The sequence below is a fragment of the Shewanella polaris genome (assembly GCF_006385555.1).
In the GTDB taxonomy this organism is placed as follows: Bacteria; Pseudomonadota; Gammaproteobacteria; order Enterobacterales; family Shewanellaceae; genus Shewanella; species Shewanella polaris.
Genome location: NZ_CP041036.1, coordinates 2,075,773 through 2,096,193, shown reverse-complemented (window position 1 = coordinate 2,096,193; position 20,421 = coordinate 2,075,773). Strand labels below are relative to the sequence as shown.

11 protein-coding genes are annotated in these 20,421 nt (G+C 41.4%); 5 read left to right on the top strand and 6 right to left on the bottom strand.

Features of this window, described 5'->3' with window-relative positions; all coding sequences use genetic code 11:
- Positions 1 to 123: 123 nt before the first annotated feature.
- Entirely contained in the window at positions 124 to 1,698 is a 1,575-nt protein-coding gene (locus FH971_RS09160; protein ID WP_140234098.1) for a fumarate hydratase, read from the bottom strand.
- Positions 1,699 to 1,837: 139 nt separating this feature from the next.
- Here FH971_RS09160 and pabB point away from each other — a divergent pair, with 139 nt between their 5' ends.
- The 5 genes from pabB to FH971_RS09135 all read left to right on the top strand — a co-directional run bounded on the left by pabB (position 1,838) and on the right by FH971_RS09135 (position 10,201).
- A complete protein-coding gene (pabB, locus tag FH971_RS09155) occupies positions 1,838 to 3,268 on the top strand; it encodes an aminodeoxychorismate synthase component I (RefSeq protein WP_140234097.1) in 1,431 nt (476 codons plus the stop codon).
- Positions 3,269 to 3,461: 193 nt separating this feature from the next.
- Entirely contained in the window at positions 3,462 to 4,145 is a 684-nt protein-coding gene (locus FH971_RS09150; RefSeq protein WP_140234096.1) for a glutathione S-transferase family protein, read from the top strand.
- A 365-nt stretch (positions 4,146 to 4,510) separates the two neighbouring features.
- A complete protein-coding gene (locus FH971_RS09145; protein ID WP_140234095.1) occupies positions 4,511 to 6,232 on the top strand; it encodes a phospho-sugar mutase in 1,722 nt (573 codons plus the stop codon).
- Positions 6,233 to 6,479: 247 nt separating this feature from the next.
- Entirely contained in the window at positions 6,480 to 8,873 is a 2,394-nt protein-coding gene (locus FH971_RS09140) for a TonB-dependent receptor plug domain-containing protein (RefSeq protein WP_140234094.1), read from the top strand.
- Between the two features lie 266 nt (positions 8,874 to 9,139).
- On the top strand, positions 9,140 to 10,201 hold the full coding sequence (locus FH971_RS09135) for an NAD(P)H-hydrate dehydratase (RefSeq protein WP_140234093.1): 1,062 nt from the start codon (positions 9,140 to 9,142) through the stop codon (positions 10,199 to 10,201).
- Between the two features lie 231 nt (positions 10,202 to 10,432).
- Here the strand turns inward: FH971_RS09135 and FH971_RS09130 are convergent, their stop codons facing one another.
- The 5 genes from FH971_RS09130 to glgB form a co-directional block, all read right to left on the bottom strand.
- Positions 10,433 to 12,136 carry a glycogen synthase gene (locus FH971_RS09130; protein WP_140234092.1) on the bottom strand — a complete coding sequence of 568 codons (1,704 nt, stop codon included), beginning with the start codon at positions 12,134 to 12,136 and terminating at the stop codon, positions 10,433 to 10,435.
- Between the two features lie 9 nt (positions 12,137 to 12,145).
- Positions 12,146 to 13,408: a glucose-1-phosphate adenylyltransferase gene (gene glgC / locus FH971_RS09125; protein WP_140234091.1), complete on the bottom strand. Its 1,263-nt coding sequence runs from the start codon at positions 13,406 to 13,408 to the stop codon at positions 12,146 to 12,148.
- Between the two features lie 88 nt (positions 13,409 to 13,496).
- The gene (locus FH971_RS09120; protein ID WP_167496089.1) at positions 13,497 to 15,959 is read right to left on the bottom strand and encodes a glycogen/starch/alpha-glucan phosphorylase; all 2,463 of its coding nucleotides are present in this window, start codon (positions 15,957 to 15,959) and stop codon (positions 13,497 to 13,499) included.
- Between the two features lie 74 nt (positions 15,960 to 16,033).
- On the bottom strand, positions 16,034 to 18,133 hold the full coding sequence (gene glgX, locus FH971_RS09115) for a glycogen debranching protein GlgX (RefSeq protein WP_140234089.1): 2,100 nt from the start codon (positions 18,131 to 18,133) through the stop codon (positions 16,034 to 16,036).
- 41 nt (positions 18,134 to 18,174) lie between these two features.
- Positions 18,175 to 20,409, bottom strand: a complete 2,235-nt coding sequence (glgB, locus tag FH971_RS09110; protein WP_140234088.1) for a 1,4-alpha-glucan branching protein GlgB — start codon at positions 20,407 to 20,409, stop codon at positions 18,175 to 18,177.
- Positions 20,410 to 20,421 lie beyond the last annotated feature (12 nt).

The following is a 20,421-nucleotide window of genomic DNA, read 5'->3' as shown; positions in this document are numbered from 1 at the left end:
GTACTGCAGACTAACTAAAGCAAAACGCTCAGGCAACATGCCTTTTGTAAAAAGCTGTAAACCCGAGCGTTTGATCACATTGACGCTAATCGCTTAAGCGAATGCACAGTGCGTTATGGCTTATTATTTAACTTTGCTGTTGGCAATGTTAATTTTCCAAATTGCTGGGCCCGTCTCATGAGCATTAACACCATTGGTATCAACTGCCACTGTTACCGGCATATCTTTCACGTCAAACTCATATATAGCTTCCATTCCTAAATCAGCAAATGCCACTACACGTGATTTTTTGATCGCTTTAGACACTAAATAAGCTGCACCGCCAACGGCCATTAAATATACCGCTTTGTGTTTTTTGATCGATGCTACAGTTTCAGGACCACGTTCAGATTTACCAATCATGCCCATAAGACCGGTTTTGTCTAACATCATATCGGTGTATTTATCCATGCGGGTTGCTGTTGTTGGGCCTGCTGGGCCAACCACTTCATCGCGTACCGGATCAACAGGGCCGACGTAATAAATAAATTTACCGGTAAAATCGACGCCTTCTGGCAAACCTTCACCTGAATCCAGTAATGTTTGTATTCGTTTATGCGCAGCATCACGGCCAGTAAGCATTTTACCGTTGAGTAATAAAGTATCACCACTCTTCCAGGTTTCAATCTCTGCTTGGGTGACAGTGTCTAAATTAACGTGATGGGTATTCTCACCAGCTTCACGGGTAATTTCAGGCCAATCAGACAATGATGGCGGCACTAAATTAACTGGACCCGTTCCGTCCAAATGGAAATGAACATGACGAGTAGCAGCACAATTGGGGATCATCACAACGGGTTTAGATGCAGCATGAGTCGGTGCTGATTTAATTTTAACATCTAATACTGTCGTTAACCCGCCTAAACCTTGCGCGCCAATACCTGAGTTATTCGCTCTTTGGAAAATATCTAAACGAAGCTTTTCTTCAGTAGTTACTGCGCCTCGGGCTATTAATTCATGAATATCAACAGGATCCATCAATGATTCTTTTGCCATTACAGCCGCTTTTTCAGCGGTACCACCAATGCCTATTCCTAACATGCCCGGTGGACACCAGCCAGCACCCATCGTCGGTAATGTTTTTTCAACCCAAGCAGCAATATCATCAGATGGATTAAGCATGGCCATTTTTGATTTGTTTTCAGATCCACCGCCTTTTGCGGCAGTCATCACTTCAATTTGATTACCAGGCACCATTTCTACGTGCACGACAGATGGAGTATTGTCTTTGGTATTCTTACGCGCGCCAGCAGGATCTGACACTATTGAGGCACGTAAAGGGTTATCTGGGTTAGTGTAAGCACGACGAACACCTTCATCGACCATCTCTTGCACTGTCATGTCAGTTTTATCCCACTGAACAGCCATACCAATTTTGACAAAGGTCGTCACAATCCCAGTGTCTTGACATAAAGGGCGTTTGCCTTCGGCAGACATCCGCGAGTTAATCAAAATTTGCGCAATAGCATCTTTGGCCGCAGCACTTTGTTCGCGCTCGTAAGCTTCAGTCATCGCATCAACAAAGTCTTTAGGATGATAATATGAAATGTATTGCAGTGCATCCGCGATACTTTCTATAAAATCGGCTTGCTTAATCACAACAGCTTGATGTGACGTTGCAGAATGAGATGTAGGATCAGTTTTAGTATTCGTCGACATATGGGGCGCTCCAGCAGCCATTGCGGCCTAACATGTTTATCGTTTTTATAAGGATCAATTTAATATTACCTATTAAGACCAATATGATACTCTTTCCATCCTTTTTGGGCTACACCACATTCTTAGATAAGGGTTATCAATGTCTTCGCGGGCAAAAAACACACTCTTTATGCAAAAACTAGATTGGGAAATAGACACTAAGCAACTATTTTCATTATTTAGCCACCAGCCATGGGCGATATTGCTCGACTCAGCCAATGCACAGCACCAAGATTCACAGTTCGATATCATCGGGTTTAATCCAATCGCGACGTTAACAAGCAACGATGGCATCAGTCAATTTAGTGCAAAAAAACCAACCATCAAAGCCCTCAATATTGAAATAGATATCCATGCCAATCCGGTCACCACATTAGCTCAACTGCATGCGCGGTTATATCCATCAGCTCAAAACAGTCAGCATCCATTTAGTATCGGAGCAATAGGCGCATTTGGCTATGACCTTGGTCGCAATATTGAAACCTTGCCCCAAACTGCCATTAAAGATATTCATCTTGACGATATAAATATTGGTTTTTATGACTTTTCATTAATCTACAGCTATGTGGATAAGTCCTGGTATGCTTACCATTTTTGTGGAAAAAACGCACTTGATATTGAGTTGAATTTAATTGAACCTAAAATAAAAAATATCGAAAAAAACTTAGTGACAGCAAAGCCTTTCAGATTGACTACGGCTTGGGTTAATCAGACAAATTATCAGCAGTATCAACACAAATTTGATCAAGTACAGCAGTATTTACTGAGTGGTGATTGCTATCAAATCAATTTAACCCAACGATTTGAGGCTCATTATCAAGGGGATGAATGGCAAGCTTATTGCGCATTATCTCTTGCTAACCAAGCTCCTTTCTCGGCATTTATGCGGGTTGATAATCACTGCATGTTATCTATCTCGCCAGAACGATTTATCAAACTCAATGACCAGAATATTGAAACTAAACCCATAAAAGGCACTTTGCCCCGCCATCATGATCCACTTTTAGACCAACAAGCTGCCGCGTTGTTATTAGCATCTGAAAAAGATCGTGCTGAAAACGTGATGATAGTAGATCTTCTTCGAAATGATATTGGCAAAGTAGCCTCACCCGGTTCTGTTAAAGTGCCTAGGTTATTCGCCATAGAAAGCTTTCCTGCGGTACATCATTTAGTCAGTACCGTTACCGCCACATTAGCGGACCATAAAACCGGATTTGATTTACTTAACGCCGCTTTCCCTGGTGGCTCCATTACCGGAGCACCCAAAGTTCGCGCAATGGAAATTATTGAAGAATTAGAGCCATCACGACGCAACCTATATTGCGGTAGCATCGGCTATATCAGCCAAAACGGTAATATGGATACCAGCATTACTATTCGTACTTTAGTGACTGAAAACCAGCGTATATATTGCTGGGCTGGCGGCGGCATTGTGGCCGATTCAAATGGTGATGCTGAATATCAGGAAAGTTTTGATAAAGTCAGTAAAATATTGCCTTTATTGGCTGAACTTAATCAACCGGATAATTAATTCGGTTTATCTTCATGCTAACAATCCTGATATGACTTCCCCCACCTGTGGACTAACAACAACCCTAACGAAACAGCACAAAATTTATATTATTAGATGCTACAGCAACCTTTATTTGAACGGATGCTCAAAACTTATTGAGCATCCGTTCAAAACCTGTTTAAATACACTTCTTACAGAATAAGGAGTTAACATGCTTAAATTTTATTTCCATCCTGGTCCTAACCCGATGAAAGTTGCTTTGTTTCTTGCTGAAACGGGTTTACCTTTCGAACTTGTTCCAGTTGATACCCTTAAAGGTGAGCAACATACCGCTGAGTTTAAAGCGATTAACCCTAACGCCAAAACCCCTGCCATTGAAGACAATGGTGTAAGAGTGTTCGATTCAAACGCCATTTTGTTATACCTAGCTGACAAAACAGGCAAGTTAGCATCAACACCAGAAAACCGTGGAGAACTGCTATCATGGTTAATGTTTATTGCTACTGGTTTAGGGCCCTATTCTGGTCAATGCGTCCACTTTACTCACCACGCACCTGAAAAAATTGACTATGCAGCAAACCGTTATCGACGAGAAACACAACGTCATTATGATGTACTCGATGCGCATCTTAATAACCGTGACTTTATTGTTTGTGATGAACTAAGCATTGTCGATATTGCAGCATGGGGTTGGGTTGATCGTATTGGTTTTGTATTAGGTGAAGATGCTCTAGCAACTTACCCTAATGTGCAACGCTGGTTTAATAACATCAACAGCCGTCCTTCGGTGGAACAAGCCAGAAATATGGGTAAAGATATTGAATTCAAGTCAGAATTTGATGACGTCGCCAAACGAGCATTCTTTCCACAAAATTATGCTGTAGCAAATAAATAGATAGATAGATTACCTGCACAATATCATCCAACACAAGGCTTGCGGATTAGACTCACAAGCCTTGTTTCTATTATTTAGACTGTAATTTTAGGTAAATAACTTAAACTCAATAAGCTATTACTCGACATATTTCATTACAGTTTGGAAATTCATCCAATCTCTTCTAATGATAACAAACAAGTTCAATATCGATGTTTTCTCATTACAACTCGTTGCTTATACGCTTATATTATTCATCACGCATGTAGACTTAATGTAAATCTTGAGTACGAATTGTAATTTTTATCCATTTTAATACGAATTTACTTGTTCTAATCACTGAAACTTTCTACTGTTATTGAAAATGATTATCAGTGAGGTTACTCATGAATACCCATCTTCAGCACCAAATCAACCAATGGCTTAATAACGATCCAGACCCTAAAACTCGCTCACAACTGCAAACCCTTATTGATACCAACAATGAGGCGGAGTTAACTACACGCTTTTCTGGCCGTTTAGCCTTTGGTACTGCAGGACTTCGTGGTGAAGTGGGTGTTGGCCCTATGGCAATGAATCGTTTGGTTATCCGTCAAACCACTGCGGGTCTAGGCGCCTACCTTCTCGATCAAATAGACAACGCTGCCGAGCGCGGTGTGGTAATAGGCTACGATGGCCGCCACGATTCATTAAGCTTCGCCCATGATGCTGCCAGTGTATTAACGGCGATGGGCATAACAGTACGTTTGACCCACAAAGTGGCCGCCACGCCTTTGGTCGCTTTTGGGGTAAAACATTTTAAAGCTGCCGCAGGTATTGTGGTAACCGCGAGTCATAACCCGCCTCAATACAACGGCTATAAGGTGTATTGGGAAAATGGCGCACAAATTATTCCCCCACATGATAGCGGAATTGCAGCACAAATTGCCCGAGCAGCAACCCAAGCGATCCCGTTTTTAGATCTAGATGATGCCATCTCACAACAAAAGCTGACTTGGTTACAAGACGATTTTTACCAAACGTATCGTCAAGGGGTATTTGATGCCAAAGAGCTACAACAACGCAGCGGGCAAGATAACGTCAGTTTGGCTTACACAGCAATGCACGGCGTTGGTGCCGACATGGCTGAAGCGGTATTAAAGGATGCTGGGTTTACTCAAGTCTATTCGGTAATGGCTCAACGTGAACCCGATGGTGATTTCCCGACAGTAAACTTCCCCAACCCTGAAGAAAAAGGCGCTATGGATTTAGTCATTGCAGAAGCAAAGAAGCACAATGCCACGCTTGCTTGCGCCAATGATCCAGATGCTGACCGTTTTGCAGTTGCGGTTCGTACTGAAGATGGACAATATAAAATGCTCACTGGCGATCAAGTTGGTGTGCTCTTTGGCCATTACTTACTCAGCCACGCACCCAAAAATCAACGATTGACGGGGACAACGATTGTTTCATCGAGTCTATTATCTAAAATAGCCACTGAGTTTGGCACCCAAAGCTATACCACTCTAACGGGCTTTAAATGGCTAATGAACGTCGGTATTGCCAAAAACCAAGTAGACAATCAATTTTTATTCGCCTATGAAGAAGCGCTCGGTTACACCATAGGTAACTTGGTATGGGATAAAGATGGTTTATCGGCCTTAGTTGCTTTTGCACAGCTAACTGCAGAACTTGCCTCCCAAGGCCAAACCATTTGGGACAAGTTAGAACAGATTTATCGTCAACACGGATTTCACCTTAACGCTCAAGTGAGTATTGCGCTTAAGGCAGATACACCTAATATAGGTGCGTATTTACGTGAAAATCCTCCATTAAAAATTGGTGAGTATGCAGTGGTATCGACCGACGATTTAAAAAGCCTTCAGCGTACTTCGGCCGACGGTAGCAAACAAAGCATTGATTTACCCAGCAGCGATGTATTGATTTATGCCTTAGAAGGTGGCGCACGCGTTATCGTTCGTCCATCGGGTACAGAACCTAAAATTAAATGCTATTACGAAGTCGTAGAAACCATGATGCCAACAGATACTTGGGCATCGGCACAAGAACGCGCACAACAAGCTATGACCACCTTTATAGAATCTCATCAAGCTAGTTTGCCAAGTTAACTGACTAGCCAAACAATACCCACTGTTTCACAATCAAAAAGTTAAACGCCTGTTATCATTAACAGGCGTTTGTTTTTACATATAGTCAATTGTGAATAAGTTGAGTGCATTTTATTATTTAACTAGACCAGAGTGTCATGAGATATGACCGATTGAACTAACTAACCCCTTATTAAAGCCATCTATACGCCTACAAAAATGACTATAATGTTACAACATTTATTATAACGTTATCGCAGGATTGCTAATGTATAAAAGTATCGTATCTTTGGCCGTTGTTGCCAGTATTTCAGCCCCAGTAGCTTTTGCTGCAGAGGAAGGTCAAAACCTAGAACGTATTCAAGTTATAGGTTCACGTATCGCGCTTCGTACAGCGACAGATAGCCCTACGCCGGTAGACATTATTACTTCTGAGCAACTTGAAGCCACAGGTATTACTGAAACAGCTAAAGCATTACAATTTGCTGCGCCAAGTTACAGCTTCCCATTTTCATCCATTACCGACGGTAGCGATGCAGTTCGTCCTGCAAGTTTACGTGGCATGTCACCTGATCACACATTAGTGTTGGTTAACGGTAAACGTCGTCATGGTTCTGCGTTAGTTCACTTATCGGGCACTGTCGGTAAAGGTTCGTCTAACGTCGATTTAAATGCTATTCCAATGACATCAATTAAACGTATTGAAATTCTACGTGACGGCGCATCTGCATTATACGGTTCTGATGCCATTGCCGGCGTGATTAACGTGGTATTAAAAGACAGCGATCATGGCGGGAGCATCGCAACACAAATAGGCCAAACCTATGAAGGTGACGGCGAGCAAGTCCGTATTGGTGTTAACCAAGGTTTTAGCATTAGCGATGATGGTTTTGTGAACGTATCGTTAGAAGCCCATCAGAAAAACTCGACCAACCGTGCTGGTTTAGATACTCGTCAACAATATCCAACATTAGCAGACGGCAGCCTAGACCCACGAGAAGACACATTTAATCGTAAAAATCACCACGTAGGTGACAGCGATTATGAAAACTACGGTTTATTCGTTAATGCTGAACAAGCCACTACCGACACCAGTAAAGTATATGCATTTGGTGGGATCAGTAAGCGTACTTCAACATCTGGCGCATTTTATCGCCGTGCACTAGATTCGCGTAACGTACTTGAAGTGTATCCAGACGGTTATTTACCACAAATTAGCCCAGAAATTATCGATTATTCATTTTTAATGGGTTATGACGTTGAAGTAGGCAAATGGAACATTGATGCTTCTGCAGGTTATGGCAGTAACAGCTTTGAATACAAGGTTGAAAACACCATTAACGCTTCGCTAGGCCCAGACAGTCCAACCAGTTTTGATGCTGGTACCTTGTCTAACAGCGAATTGAACCTAAACATTGATGCTTCGACTTATTACGACTTTTATAATGATTCAGATTTAATGGTCGCTACAGGTTTAACCTTCCGTCAAAGCGGTTATCAAATAGAAGCAGGCCAAGAAGAATCATACATTCAAGGCGACTATGAAGGTAAGTCTGGTGGTAGCCAAGGGTTCGGTGGTTTTACTAAAGAGTCTGAAGTTGACGAAGACCGTACAAACACAGGTGTATATGTTGAGCTAGAAAACCAACTAACTGATGATTTTTATTGGGCTGCTGCTGTACGTTACGAAGACTATTCTGACTTTGGTGGTAACACGAGTTGGAAATTATCCGGCCGTTATAACCTAACAGATACCGTAGCATTTCGTATCACTACAGATACCGGTTTCCGTGCACCAAGTGTACAGCAACTATACTTCACTAACGTGTCGACCTTTTTCGATCCAGACCCAGTCACAGGCGAATTTATTCCACGAGAATCAGGTACCTTTAATCAATTGTCTCCAATTAAACAAGCATTGAATATTCCTGATTTGAAACCTGAAATATCGCACTCTATCAGTGCTGGTATAGTATATAGCGGTGACAATGGCTTTAATGCAACATTAGATGCATATCAAATTAATGTCGATGACCGCATTATTTTATCGGGTTCTGTTGACCAAGAAAGCTCACCGGTTATTGCTGCTGCACTTGCAGGCACTAACGCTGAATCTGCGCGATTCTTTATGAACGCAGTGGATACCCAAACCCAAGGTGTCGATTTAGTGATGACCCAAGACTTTGATTTAGGTCAGTTTGGTGATGTGATGGCGAACCTTGCTTATTCATACAAAGAAACCGAAATTAAGTCCGTTAACTTGCCAACTCTCTTGAATGGTTTAGAAGATGAATTGTTTGATCGTGTCGAAGAAATTCGTATGACTGAAGCGACATCAAAGCATTCGGGCAACATAGGTTTTACCCATAAGTACGATGACTTTACGACGAACTTACGTTTTAGCTACTTTGGTGACTACACAATAGGCTATTCATCGAGTGAAGTTAACTATGATGCTAAGTGGACAACCGACATCAGTACCCGTTACCAAGCCACTGACTCATTAGCGGTAACGCTAGGGGTTCAAAACTTGTTTGATACTTACCCAGAGAAACGTCCTGAAGATAATAACTTCAATGGCATATTTGTGTATCCGTTAACTAACACACCATTTGGTTTTAACGGCGGTTACTACTACTTAGATCTACGTTATACCTACTAATCTTGTAAAACTGTTTTTTACTACACAGCAACGATATTGTGGCTCCAATACAAGCCACAATATCGTTCATTTAATGATTAGCTCTTATGATTAACACTTATGGCTAATCAATCGTAATTCAACTTCATTTCACTCATCTATTTTACATATCATCACAGCTTGTTACCTATTCTACAAATCGGTCATTATTTGCTTGTTTTCGAGTAGATCATAGGCGATGCTGATCAATTAGAGTTCCCCGCAAGAATAGTCTGATTGGAGTGAATATGGACATGCTGACGCTTGATTATATTAAAACACTACTGCCAACACGACCTGATGAAAGCCACAAAATGACCTTTGGTAATGTACTGAACATTGCTGGGTCGATCAATTATCGCGGCGCAGCATATTTATCAAGTATGGCAGCCCTACGAGTCGGTGCAGGCTATGTATCATTAGCCAGTAGTTCATGTGTATGTAACAGTATTACAGCACAAACGCCTAATATTGTGACCATTCCATTGGTGACACAAACGGCGTTAATGTCCTCCGCTATAACATCTACAGCAAAAATAATCAGTAAACTAGATCAATATGAACATACTGATCCAGAAGCTATTTCTGTTGATGCCGTAAAACAATTATGGGTTAAATTACAGCAAACGAGTGTTGTCTCTGTGGGATCAGGACTAAGCTTAATGGGGACAGATGATCAACCGAGATCGCCAAACGAACCACAAAATGATTCAGACCCGCAGGTACAGCAAGACAATCTCCAACTGAAGGGGAATTTTGATTTTTTCTGTCATCTCATGAAGGCTATTGAAACCAGTGTTACCAAACTTATTCTTGATGCTGATGGTATTAACTTTTACGCCAAAATGATTCAATCTCCCAACGACGAGACATTACCGTCATTTAAACTTCCCACTCAAAGCGTACTCACTCCTCATCCAAAAGAATTATCGCGTTTGCTGGCGGTGGATGTCACTGATATACAGCAGCAACGTGAACATTACGCGACGTTAGCAGCCACAAAGTTTGGTGCTGTTGTCGTATTGAAAGGACATAAAACCGTCATAACTGATGGCCAGCAAACCTTTATCAATTCCACAGGCAACAGTGCGTTGGCCAAAGCGGGAACCGGTGATGTGTTAACGGGAATGATTGCAGGATTTTGTGCTCAAGGAATGGCACCACTAGAAGCAGCTTGTTTAAGTGTGTATTTACATGGTTTAGCCGGTGATTTGGTTAGTAAACAGCAAAGCTGTTATAGCTTATTGGCCTCTGAACTGCTCGATTACATTCCTAAAGCGATACAGCTTGTGTTGCAAAAAACGGCTTAACCAACCGCTTAACCTGAGTTGAAATTAACCTATAAAAAGCCAAAATTTCCGAGTGGTTATAAATTAACTATAAAAAACCAATCAAGTTCGATTGGTTTTAATTGAACAGTCTAGTTAACTGACACTCTTATTGACTTAACTGTCTGCTTTACTAGGCAATTTTTTCTGTTAAATGACATAAACTATTTAGGTTGTCTTTTTAACTTAAATGATATGATTTCATGAGTATTTTTAATGGCTAACATACAGCTTTTCAATATACTGTTTGGCGGCAACATCCCAAGTAAATCGTTGTTTGGCGGCGTTTTGTTTTACCTGTTGCCAAGTCTCACTACCATACAATTTAACCACTTGGTTAAAACGATCTACTAATGCTTGGCTTTGTGATGCCAGCGTTTCGCCTTTAAATATCCAACCAGTAATATTATCTTCTATTGTATCGTTCAAGCCACCCACCCCATGTACCAGACACGGTTGCCCTTTGCGCATAGCGAGCATTTGACTGATCCCGCAAGGCTCGAATGAACTGGGCATCAAAAACAAACTACCACACTGATAAAGCTCCTCAGCTAATACGTCATCATAACCATGTAAAAATACAAAGTTACTATAACGTACTGCAATAGCTTGCAGTACGTTAGCAATATGCTCATCGCCGCTGCCTAGCAACATAAATACACCGCCGGGTTGTTGCCGTTTAAGTGATTCTAATATCGCCTCTAACACCGTTTTAGCCGAAAATTGACCTTGAGGATCGTTAAATGGTTGTAATAGAATCAACAATTTTTGTTCAGTCAAACGGCCAACATAAGTTAATAGAAAACGATCCCCTTCACGCTCAACTTGGCGCAATTCAGGTAAAATGGAGTCCATTAACAGCACATGTTTATACTGACCAATCCGCGCGATTGCAATAGAATCGATAGCACTGAACTGAGTCGTCTTAGCTTGCCATTTGATAATGGTATTTTCAGCTTGCAACAATAACTCAGCATGGCTTGCAATATCGGCTAAAGGCTCAGAAACAGCATCTTTGTAGACACAGCCATTAATGATGCCGATTAAATTATTTTGCTTAACTTTGGTCGCCAAATCATTTTCTAATCCTTCGCCACCAAAAAAACCTTTTTGATGATCGGACGGTATTAATACTTCACGTGCATAAGTGGGTGAAACCAAATGCACTTTATCGCTGAGCACAATGCCCATTCGCATCGGATTAACACAGTTGTTATAGCGTGGATCGAAAATGCTCACATCGGCAATTGAGTTTAATTTATCAATGTATTGTGGAAACCAATGGGTAAAAGAAGAATCATTACCAATAAACGGCCTAATTCCCTGCAGTGCCAAATTGTGGATAGTAAATACACAAGGTAAGGCCTTAAGCGCAGAGAATTCATCCACACAACTGCGAAGCATCGCCACCATGCCAGTGTGCCAATCATGCAGATGTAACACGTCAACACGCGGTAATAATTCTTTTACAAGGCTGGTGGCAACACTAAGAGAAAACAGGGCATATTTTGTCGCATCTTCCGCAAAAGGTCTGTCGGCAGAGCCATTACAATACACTTGGCCTTGATGATTAAACAATGGATGATCAAATAAATATATTTGCGCCACTGAATCGTCAACAATATCTTGCTGCACTACAGCTATATCATCTTTGTGTTGTGGTCTTGGCATCCGATAAACCACCACGGTATGATGGTCACCTTCAAACTCAACCTCAATATCAACCATATGAACGGCACGGTATTCTTGAGCCAAAAAACCGTAATTAGGCATAGCAACATCAGCTATCACACCACATTTAGCTAATGCTGGGGGCAAATCGCGAATAACATCCGCCATGCCACCCACCTTCGCGCCGTGCAGTGCATCATTTTCTGCTGCCACCAGCAATACTCGTTTTACACTCAATTGCGTCATTAATGCTCCTTATTCATAGCCAACAGGTAACCCCAGCATTTTACGTGTCACTAGAGTAATGCCTTTTTCGGATACCCTAAATCCTCTAGCCCTGTCATGATCGTGATTATAGCCAATCACCATTCCTTCAGGGATGATACAGCCACGATCGATAATGGCATTCTGGATTTTACAATTTTTTAATACCACTACATCAGGTAATAATACCGTGTCTTTTACAAACGAATACGAACATATCCGTACTTCGTCAAACAATACGCAACGTTTTACTTTTGCACCTGAAATAATACAGCCACCAGAAACAATAGAATCGACTGCCATTCCGCGCCTATCGTCATCATCAAATACAAATTTGGCTGGCGGTAACTGGGCTTGATAAGTCCAAATTGGCCACTTTGCATCATAAAGGTTTAATGGTGGTGTGGGTGACACTAATTCCATATTGGCTTCAAAATATGAATCTATTGTGCCGACATCACGCCAATATGCTGGCTGCCCATCAACTGAACTGTCGAAAGGAAATGCAAACACGTTATGATTATCAATAATTGCCGGAATAATATCTTTACCAAAATCCCGATTTGAGTTTTCGTTATCAGAATCTTTTTTCAACTGGTCAAACAAAAACTTAGTATTAAATACATAATTCCCCATAGAAGCTAAACATTTGTGCTTATCATCAGGTGTGGGTTTAGGCTTAGTTGGCTTTTCTTCAAAGCCAATCACTCGATTAGTATTATCGACTTCTAGCACACCAAAAGCACCAGCGGCCTCAGCAATGGGGGTTTCAAAACAACATACGGTCATATCTGCGCCAGATTCCGTATGGGCAGCTAGCAAGCCCGCGTAATCCATACGATAAATATGATCGCCAGATAAGACAATCACATACTTAGGGACTTCCTGACGAATAATATCGATATTTTGAAATACTGCATCAGCAGTGCCTTCATACCAGTTACCTGATGTTTGTTGTGATGCCGGTAATATTTCAACCGACTCTCCTAACTCCTTTTTAAAATGTCCCCAACCACGAGAAATATGCCGAATTAATGAATGTGACTTATATTGTGTCACCACCCCCACTCGACGTATTCCAGAATTAATACAGTTAGACAATGGAAAATCGATAATCCGGTATTTACCGCCAAAGTATAATGCTGGTTTAGCTCGCCAGTCGGTTAATTCATGCAAACGAGAACCTCGCCCTCCCGCTAGAATAAGCGCATAGGTATCACGAGTTAAATTGCTAATATAACGTATATCACTCATAAGCAGCTCCAATTATCGATTGAAAATAGCCATGAATAACCATTGCTCCATGGCCTACTTTAAGCGGCATTACGCCGCTATCCCTGTATTACTTTTTCATCCAAATTTCATCGCGGTAACCCGCTATAGTGTTGTCGCTTGAAAAACGCCCGCTAGCGGCGGTGTTTTTAATACTCATTTGTTGCCAGCTATCTTGATCAAGATAAGTCTTTGCCACTAGATCTTGTGTTAGGCAATAGCTGTCGAAATCGGCGGCGGTCATCCATTGATCATGGGGATCGACAATCGAATTAATAATATGGTCAAAAATACCCGGTTCTTCTAAATTGAAGTGACCGCTTTTTAGCATATTCATGACTCCGCTCAGAGCTTTAGATTGTTCGATAATTTGTTGAGGATTGTAATTAATTCGAGTCTGGCTGACTTGGCTAGCGTCTAATCCAAATAGGAAAAAGTTTTCTTTGCCTACCTCTTCAAGCATCTCGATATTAGCGCCATCTAACGTTCCAATCGTTAACGCGCCATTCATCATAAATTTCATGTTACCGGTGCCAGACGCTTCTTTACCGGCTGTGGATATTTGTTCAGATAAATCAGTACCCGGACAGATTTTTTCCATCGCGCTGACATTGTAGTTAGGTAAAAATGCCATGCGTAAATACGGGGTCACTTTAGGGTCAGAATTAATCATATGAGCAACATTATTTGCCAGCTTAATAATTTGTTTAGCCATGGCATACCCAGGGGCAGCTTTACCGCCAATTAATACACAGCGTGGCGCTATATTTTGTGTATCCCCATTGAGGATACGGCGATATAAATGGATAACATGTAAAATATTCAGTAATTGGCGTTTGTATTCATGAATACGTTTAACTTGCACATCAAACATCATCTTAGGGTCAAATTCGACGCCACATTGTTGTTTAACAAATTTGGTTAATGCTTGTTTGTTTTCATACTTTATTTGCGCCCAATCTTTTACAAATGCCTTGTCATTAATAAAGGCATTTAACCCAGTAAGGAGAGATAAATCGTTAATCCATTTATCGCCTAATTGACGGCTAATTAAAGACGCTAATTTAGGGTTACAAAATGCTAACCAACGCCTAGGGGTTACACCATTAGTTTTGTTATTAAACTTGTTGGGCCATAATTGATAAAAGTTATTAAATAACCCCTCTTTGAGTAACTGAGTATGTAATCCTGCAACACCATTGACAGAAAAGCTGGCAACGATGGCTAAATAAGCCATGCGAATATGCTGTTCGCCACCCTCTTCAATAATCGACATCTCGGTAAGTTTTTGAATATCTTCAGGCCATTTATGTGCCACGACTTCTAAAAAGCGCGCATTTATTTCTAAAATGATTTCAACAATGCGAGGCAACATATTTTTCATCATGGGCACAGACCAACGCTCTAATGCTTCAGGCAATAGTGTGTGATTGGTATATGCCATACATTGAGTGGTGATCTTCCATGCTTCATCCCATCCCAGTCCATATTGGTCAAGCAACAGTCGCATTAACTCCGGCACCGCAATACTTGGATGAGTATCGTTAAGCTGCATCACGTTATAGGTACTAAATTGACTAAAATCTTTACCAAATTTGCGTACGTAGCGCGCTAACAAGTCCTGCAAACTGGCTGAAGACAAGAAGTATTGCTGCTTTAAACGTAATTCTTTGCCATTAACACTGGCGTCATTGGGATACAACACCATAGTGATTTGTTCAGCCAAATTTTTAGTGGCTACAGCTTCGGTATAATCACCCTCATTAAATTCAGATAAATCGAACTCATCGTTAGCTTCAGCCTTCCACAATCGTAATGTATTAATACGCTTATTTTTAAACCCTGGGATAGGCATATCGTAAGGAATAGCTAATACATTTTGGGTATTCACCCACACATGATGTCGATTTCCCGGCTTATTGACATGGGTTTCGGTATGACCGTAAAAAGGCACAGATACACTGTGATTAGAAATACGCACTTCCCATGGATTGCCATTACGTAACCAACGGTCTGGACGTTCCACCTGATATCCATCGATAATTTTTTGCACAAACATGCCGTATTGGTAACGAATACCATAGCCCGTAACTGGTAAATCTAAACTGGCACAACTGTCTAAAAAGCAAGCTGCTAAACGACCTAATCCGCCATTACCTAAGCCCGCATCATGCTCAACTTGTTCCATGTCTTCTAAATTGGTGGAATATTCAGTCAGTATTTTTTGTGCCTCTTCAGTCATGTCTAAACTTAATAATGCATTGCCTAATGCTCGTCCCATCAAAAACTCAAGCGACAAGTAAGCAATTTGTTTTTGTGGGTATTGATTATCTTTTAATCGTGTTTGACGCCAATTTTCGAGCATTTGCTCCTTAACACTGAGTGCCAAGGCGTTAAATAATTCATGTTTATCATGTTCATCTCGACACAACTCATAATGAATATGTCTGGCTAATGATATCGATAAGCCGTCACAAGGTTCGCTAAGCGAACAATTCGGGTGGTCAGCTAAAATTTCGGCTGCAACATTCATATGATTATTGCTTTTTCTGCCACTTACGCTGGCATTGGTGTTATCGACATTGGCGTTATCTTTCGCTGTAGTCATCAATTGCTCCTTGTAAATTCGGTATGAAATAACATTAAACTGTGGCTCATTAAATTCACTTGTTGGTTATCATCAACCACAGGCTCACAGTCTTGGATATGTAATAAACACTGCCAATTTTGAAGATGGGGTAACTGTGGCAGAATAAAAGAATTGGTTAACTCACCTGCATTTATCATTAATAGCAACGCCTCAGTACTATCTTCAATCTCGCCTACATCTGCATGGCCTAAGTTACCGGTTATAATGACACTCAAGGTGCGGATTTGGTGTTCACCCCAATGTGATTTAGTCATAGGTTCACCTTGGCGATTAAACCAAGCTAAGCCATTGTCAAATAAGGCTTCTGGTTTATGAATAAACGCTTGATGGCACAACATCGGAAAACGTTTTCGCAAACTAATCAACTGAGCAGTGAAATTAACCAAAGGCCAATCTATTTTCTGCCAATCAAACCAACCTATTGGATTATCTTGGCAATACGCGTTGTTATTACCTTGCTGGGTTTGGCTAGACTCGTCTCCGGCCAATAACATCGGTACCCCTTGAGACAATAATAAGCAGGTTAATAAATTGCGTTTTTGCCGAGAACGAATGGCATTAATAATGGCATCGTCACATTCACCTTCAATACCATAATTGCTACTGCAGTTCTCTTGATGACCATCACGATTATCTTCACCATTAGCCAAGTTGTGGCGGTCGTGATAAGTGACAAGATCATGCAAGCTAAAGCCATCATGACTGGTAATAAAATTAATACTGGCTGCTGGCCCACGGCCGTTATGTTCAAAGAAGTCACTTGAACCATGGAAACGTTTGGCAAATTCAGGTAATAAACCACTGTCTCCACGCCAAAAACGGCGCATAGCGTCACGATAGCGATCATTCCACTCACTGAATGCCACCGGATAATTACCTAACTGATATCCACCAGGACCGATATCCCACGGCTCTGCAATTAACTTAACTTTACACAACACAGGATCTTGAGTTATTGCATCAAAAAAACCACTTCCAGGATCAAAGCCATAAGCTTCTCGGCCGAGGCAACTGGCTAAATCAAATCTAAATCCGTCAACGCCCATCACCTCAACCCAGTAACGAAGAGAATCCATGACTAACATCAACACTTGGGGATGATTCAAATTAAAAGTGTTACCGCAGCCAGTATCATTAATGTTGAAACGTTTTTCATTAGGCAATAACCGATAGTAACTCGCATTGTCAATGCCACGGAAACTGAAAGTTGGTCCCAAATGGTTTCCTTCCGCAGTATGGTTAAACACCACATCGAGGATAACTTCAATCCCAGCATTGTGGAGCTTTGAGACCATTTGTCTAAATTCTGATATATCACCCTCAGCAGTTAAATAACCCGAATGCGGCGCCATAAAAGCTATGCTGTTATACCCCCAATAATTAGTCAGGCCTTTTTCAATCAAAAAAGCTTCATCAAAAAAGTCATGCACGGGTAATAATTCGACCGCGGTGATGCCTAATTTTTGCAAGTATTCAATGATTGGTTGGCTGCCAAGCCCTGAAAAAGTGCCTTGTTGTGACAAACTGACATCGGGGTTTTGTTTTGTAAAACCCTTAACGTGGGTTTCAAATAAAATGCTTCTCGCAAGGCTAATATTAAGTGGTGCAATAGGAATATCATTAATAAATCCGCAATCGACAACCTGACATTTAGGCATGTATGGGGCGCTGTCTCTGATGTCAAATGACAAATCTTCATCCTTTGAATCAAAGTCATAGCCATAAAGCGCAGGATGATATGTAACCTCGCCGACTAATTTTTTTGCATAGGGATCGAGGAGTAATTTGTTATGATTAAAACGATGACCCAGTTCTGGTTGGTAGGGCCCATAGACACGGTATCCGTAGAGTAGTCCTGCTTGAGCACCGGATAAATGACAGTGCCAAATTTGTCGTGTTTGACCGCACATAATATAGTGCGCCGCCTCAACTTTTCCTGAGGAATCAAATATACACAACACCACTTTGGATGCATGCGCCGAAAACAACGAGAAATTAACCCCGTCGTCGTCAATTGTCGCGCCAAGTGGGTAAGCATAACCGCTGGTCATATCCATAACATGCCCTTATAAAATAAAAATCTGTTATCTTCGCCAATTTACGCTATTGGGTCGTCTAGACCTGCTTGTTCAGGTATCCACAAACTGCAGCCTAATGGCGGTACTGTTATCACTATACTTTGGGGCATTCCTTGCCAAGGTGTAGCGTGTGCTTTATAAATGCCATCATTGACCACATGACTGCCACCATAATGACGATGGTCGCTATTGAGACTTTCTATGTAGGGTTCGTCAGTTGGCACCCCGACTCTAAAATCGTGATAAACCTGTGGCGACATATTGACAACAATCACTACCGGTTGCTGTTTATCGTTGCCAAATCTGCAAAACACTAGAATGTTATTATCGGCATCATTACAGTCGAGCCATTGAAAGCCGTCGCTATGATGATCGCGTTGATATAGTGCTGGATGCTGTTGGTAAAATTGGTTGAGATCGCGAACCCAATCTTGTACCCCTTGATGTGGCGCATATTGTAATAAATGCCAATCAAGGCTCTGGTTATGATTCCATTCATTGCGTTGCGCAAACTCATTGCCCATAAAGATCAACTTTTTACCTGGGTGTGCCCACATGAATCCATAATAGGCGCGTAAGGTGGCGAATTTTTGCCAATCATCACCAGGGATTTTATGCAGCAACGACCCCTTACCGTGTACGACTTCATCATGACTTAACGATAAAATAAACTGTTCGGTAAAAGCGTAAACTAAACTAAATGTCAGTTCACTGTGATGGTAACGTCGATAAAGAGGGTCGCAGCTGATATAACGCAGGGTGTCGTTCATCCAGCCCATATTCCATTTAAATCCAAACCCTAAACCATTATTGCTGGTTGCTTGTGTCACTCCAGGCCACGCCGTAGATTCTTCAGCAATCATATTAATGCCAGGGAAGCATTGATACATACGTGCATTTAACTCTTGTAAAAAACTGATAGCTTGAAGGTTTTCTCGGCCGCCAAATTCATTAGGGAGCCATTGGTCAGGGTTACGACTGTAATCGAGGTACAACATTGACGACACAGCATCAAGACGCAAACCATCAAAATGAAATTCATACAACCAGTAATAAGCATTACTGTATAAAAAACTACGGACTTCCGCGCGACCATAATTATAAATTAACGTATCCCAGTCAGGTTGTTCACCTTTACGGGGATCTTGATGCTCATACAAACAAGTACCATCAAATCGAGCCAATCCATGAGGATCCTTAGGAAAATGTGCAGGCACCCAATCAAGTAACACCGCAATATTCTGTTGATGGCAAGCATCAATGAAGGCTTTAAGGCCGTTGGCATCACCAAAGCGATAAGTGGGTGCAAATAACCCCACAGGTTGATAGCCCCAAGATCCATCAAATGGGTATTCGCTGATGGGCATTAATTGCAAATGAGTAAAACCCATCTCTTTGATGTATGGCACTAGCTCGGCAATGAGTTGTGGATATTCGATATAATCTTGGCCGTCTTCACCAGTACGTCGCCATGAGCCTAATTGCACTTCATATATGGACATAGGCTCTACATGTGGCTGATGACTAGCACGCTCTATTAACCATTGACTGTCTTGCCAATCATAGCTTTCTTGCACAGGTATTTTTGATGCATTTTGAGGTGATGGTTGCATTGAAACCGCATAGGGATCTGACTTAATGATCTCATTGCCATTGGTATCGCAAATTGAGTACTTATAATGTTGGCCAGCTTCAACATCAGCAATGAAAATATCCCACAATCCACTAGCGGGGTGGCGACGTAATATATGACGTTGCTTATTCCATAAATTAAAATCACCGATCACTGACACCAGTTTGGCATTAGGAGCCCAAACACAAAAATGAACGCCTGTTACACCATGATGTTCTCGCCAATTTGCCCCTTGAAAATGATAGGTTTGCAGTTGGCTACCCTCACCAAATAGGTATACATCATCCGGATTCAATAAACTGTCAAATTGATAGGGGTCGTGGATTAATTGTTCACATAACGGATATTGCACCCGTAATAAATAATTAAATGGTTTAACTCTGCGTCCCATTTTTCCAGCGAAAAGCCCCTGAGAATTAACTTGCTCAAGGCTGGCCACTTTACGAGAATCTTTAACGCTCACAACATCAACACTAAGCGCCCCAGGCAATAAACAACGAACCACTAAACCTTTAGCATCATTAGTACTGTGCATTCCAAGCAAGGAAAACACATCTGTGTATTCACCATTTAATAAGGCAATTTCACTACCTCGTTCAAAATACAGAGTCTCTACAGTCATATTCATTGATCC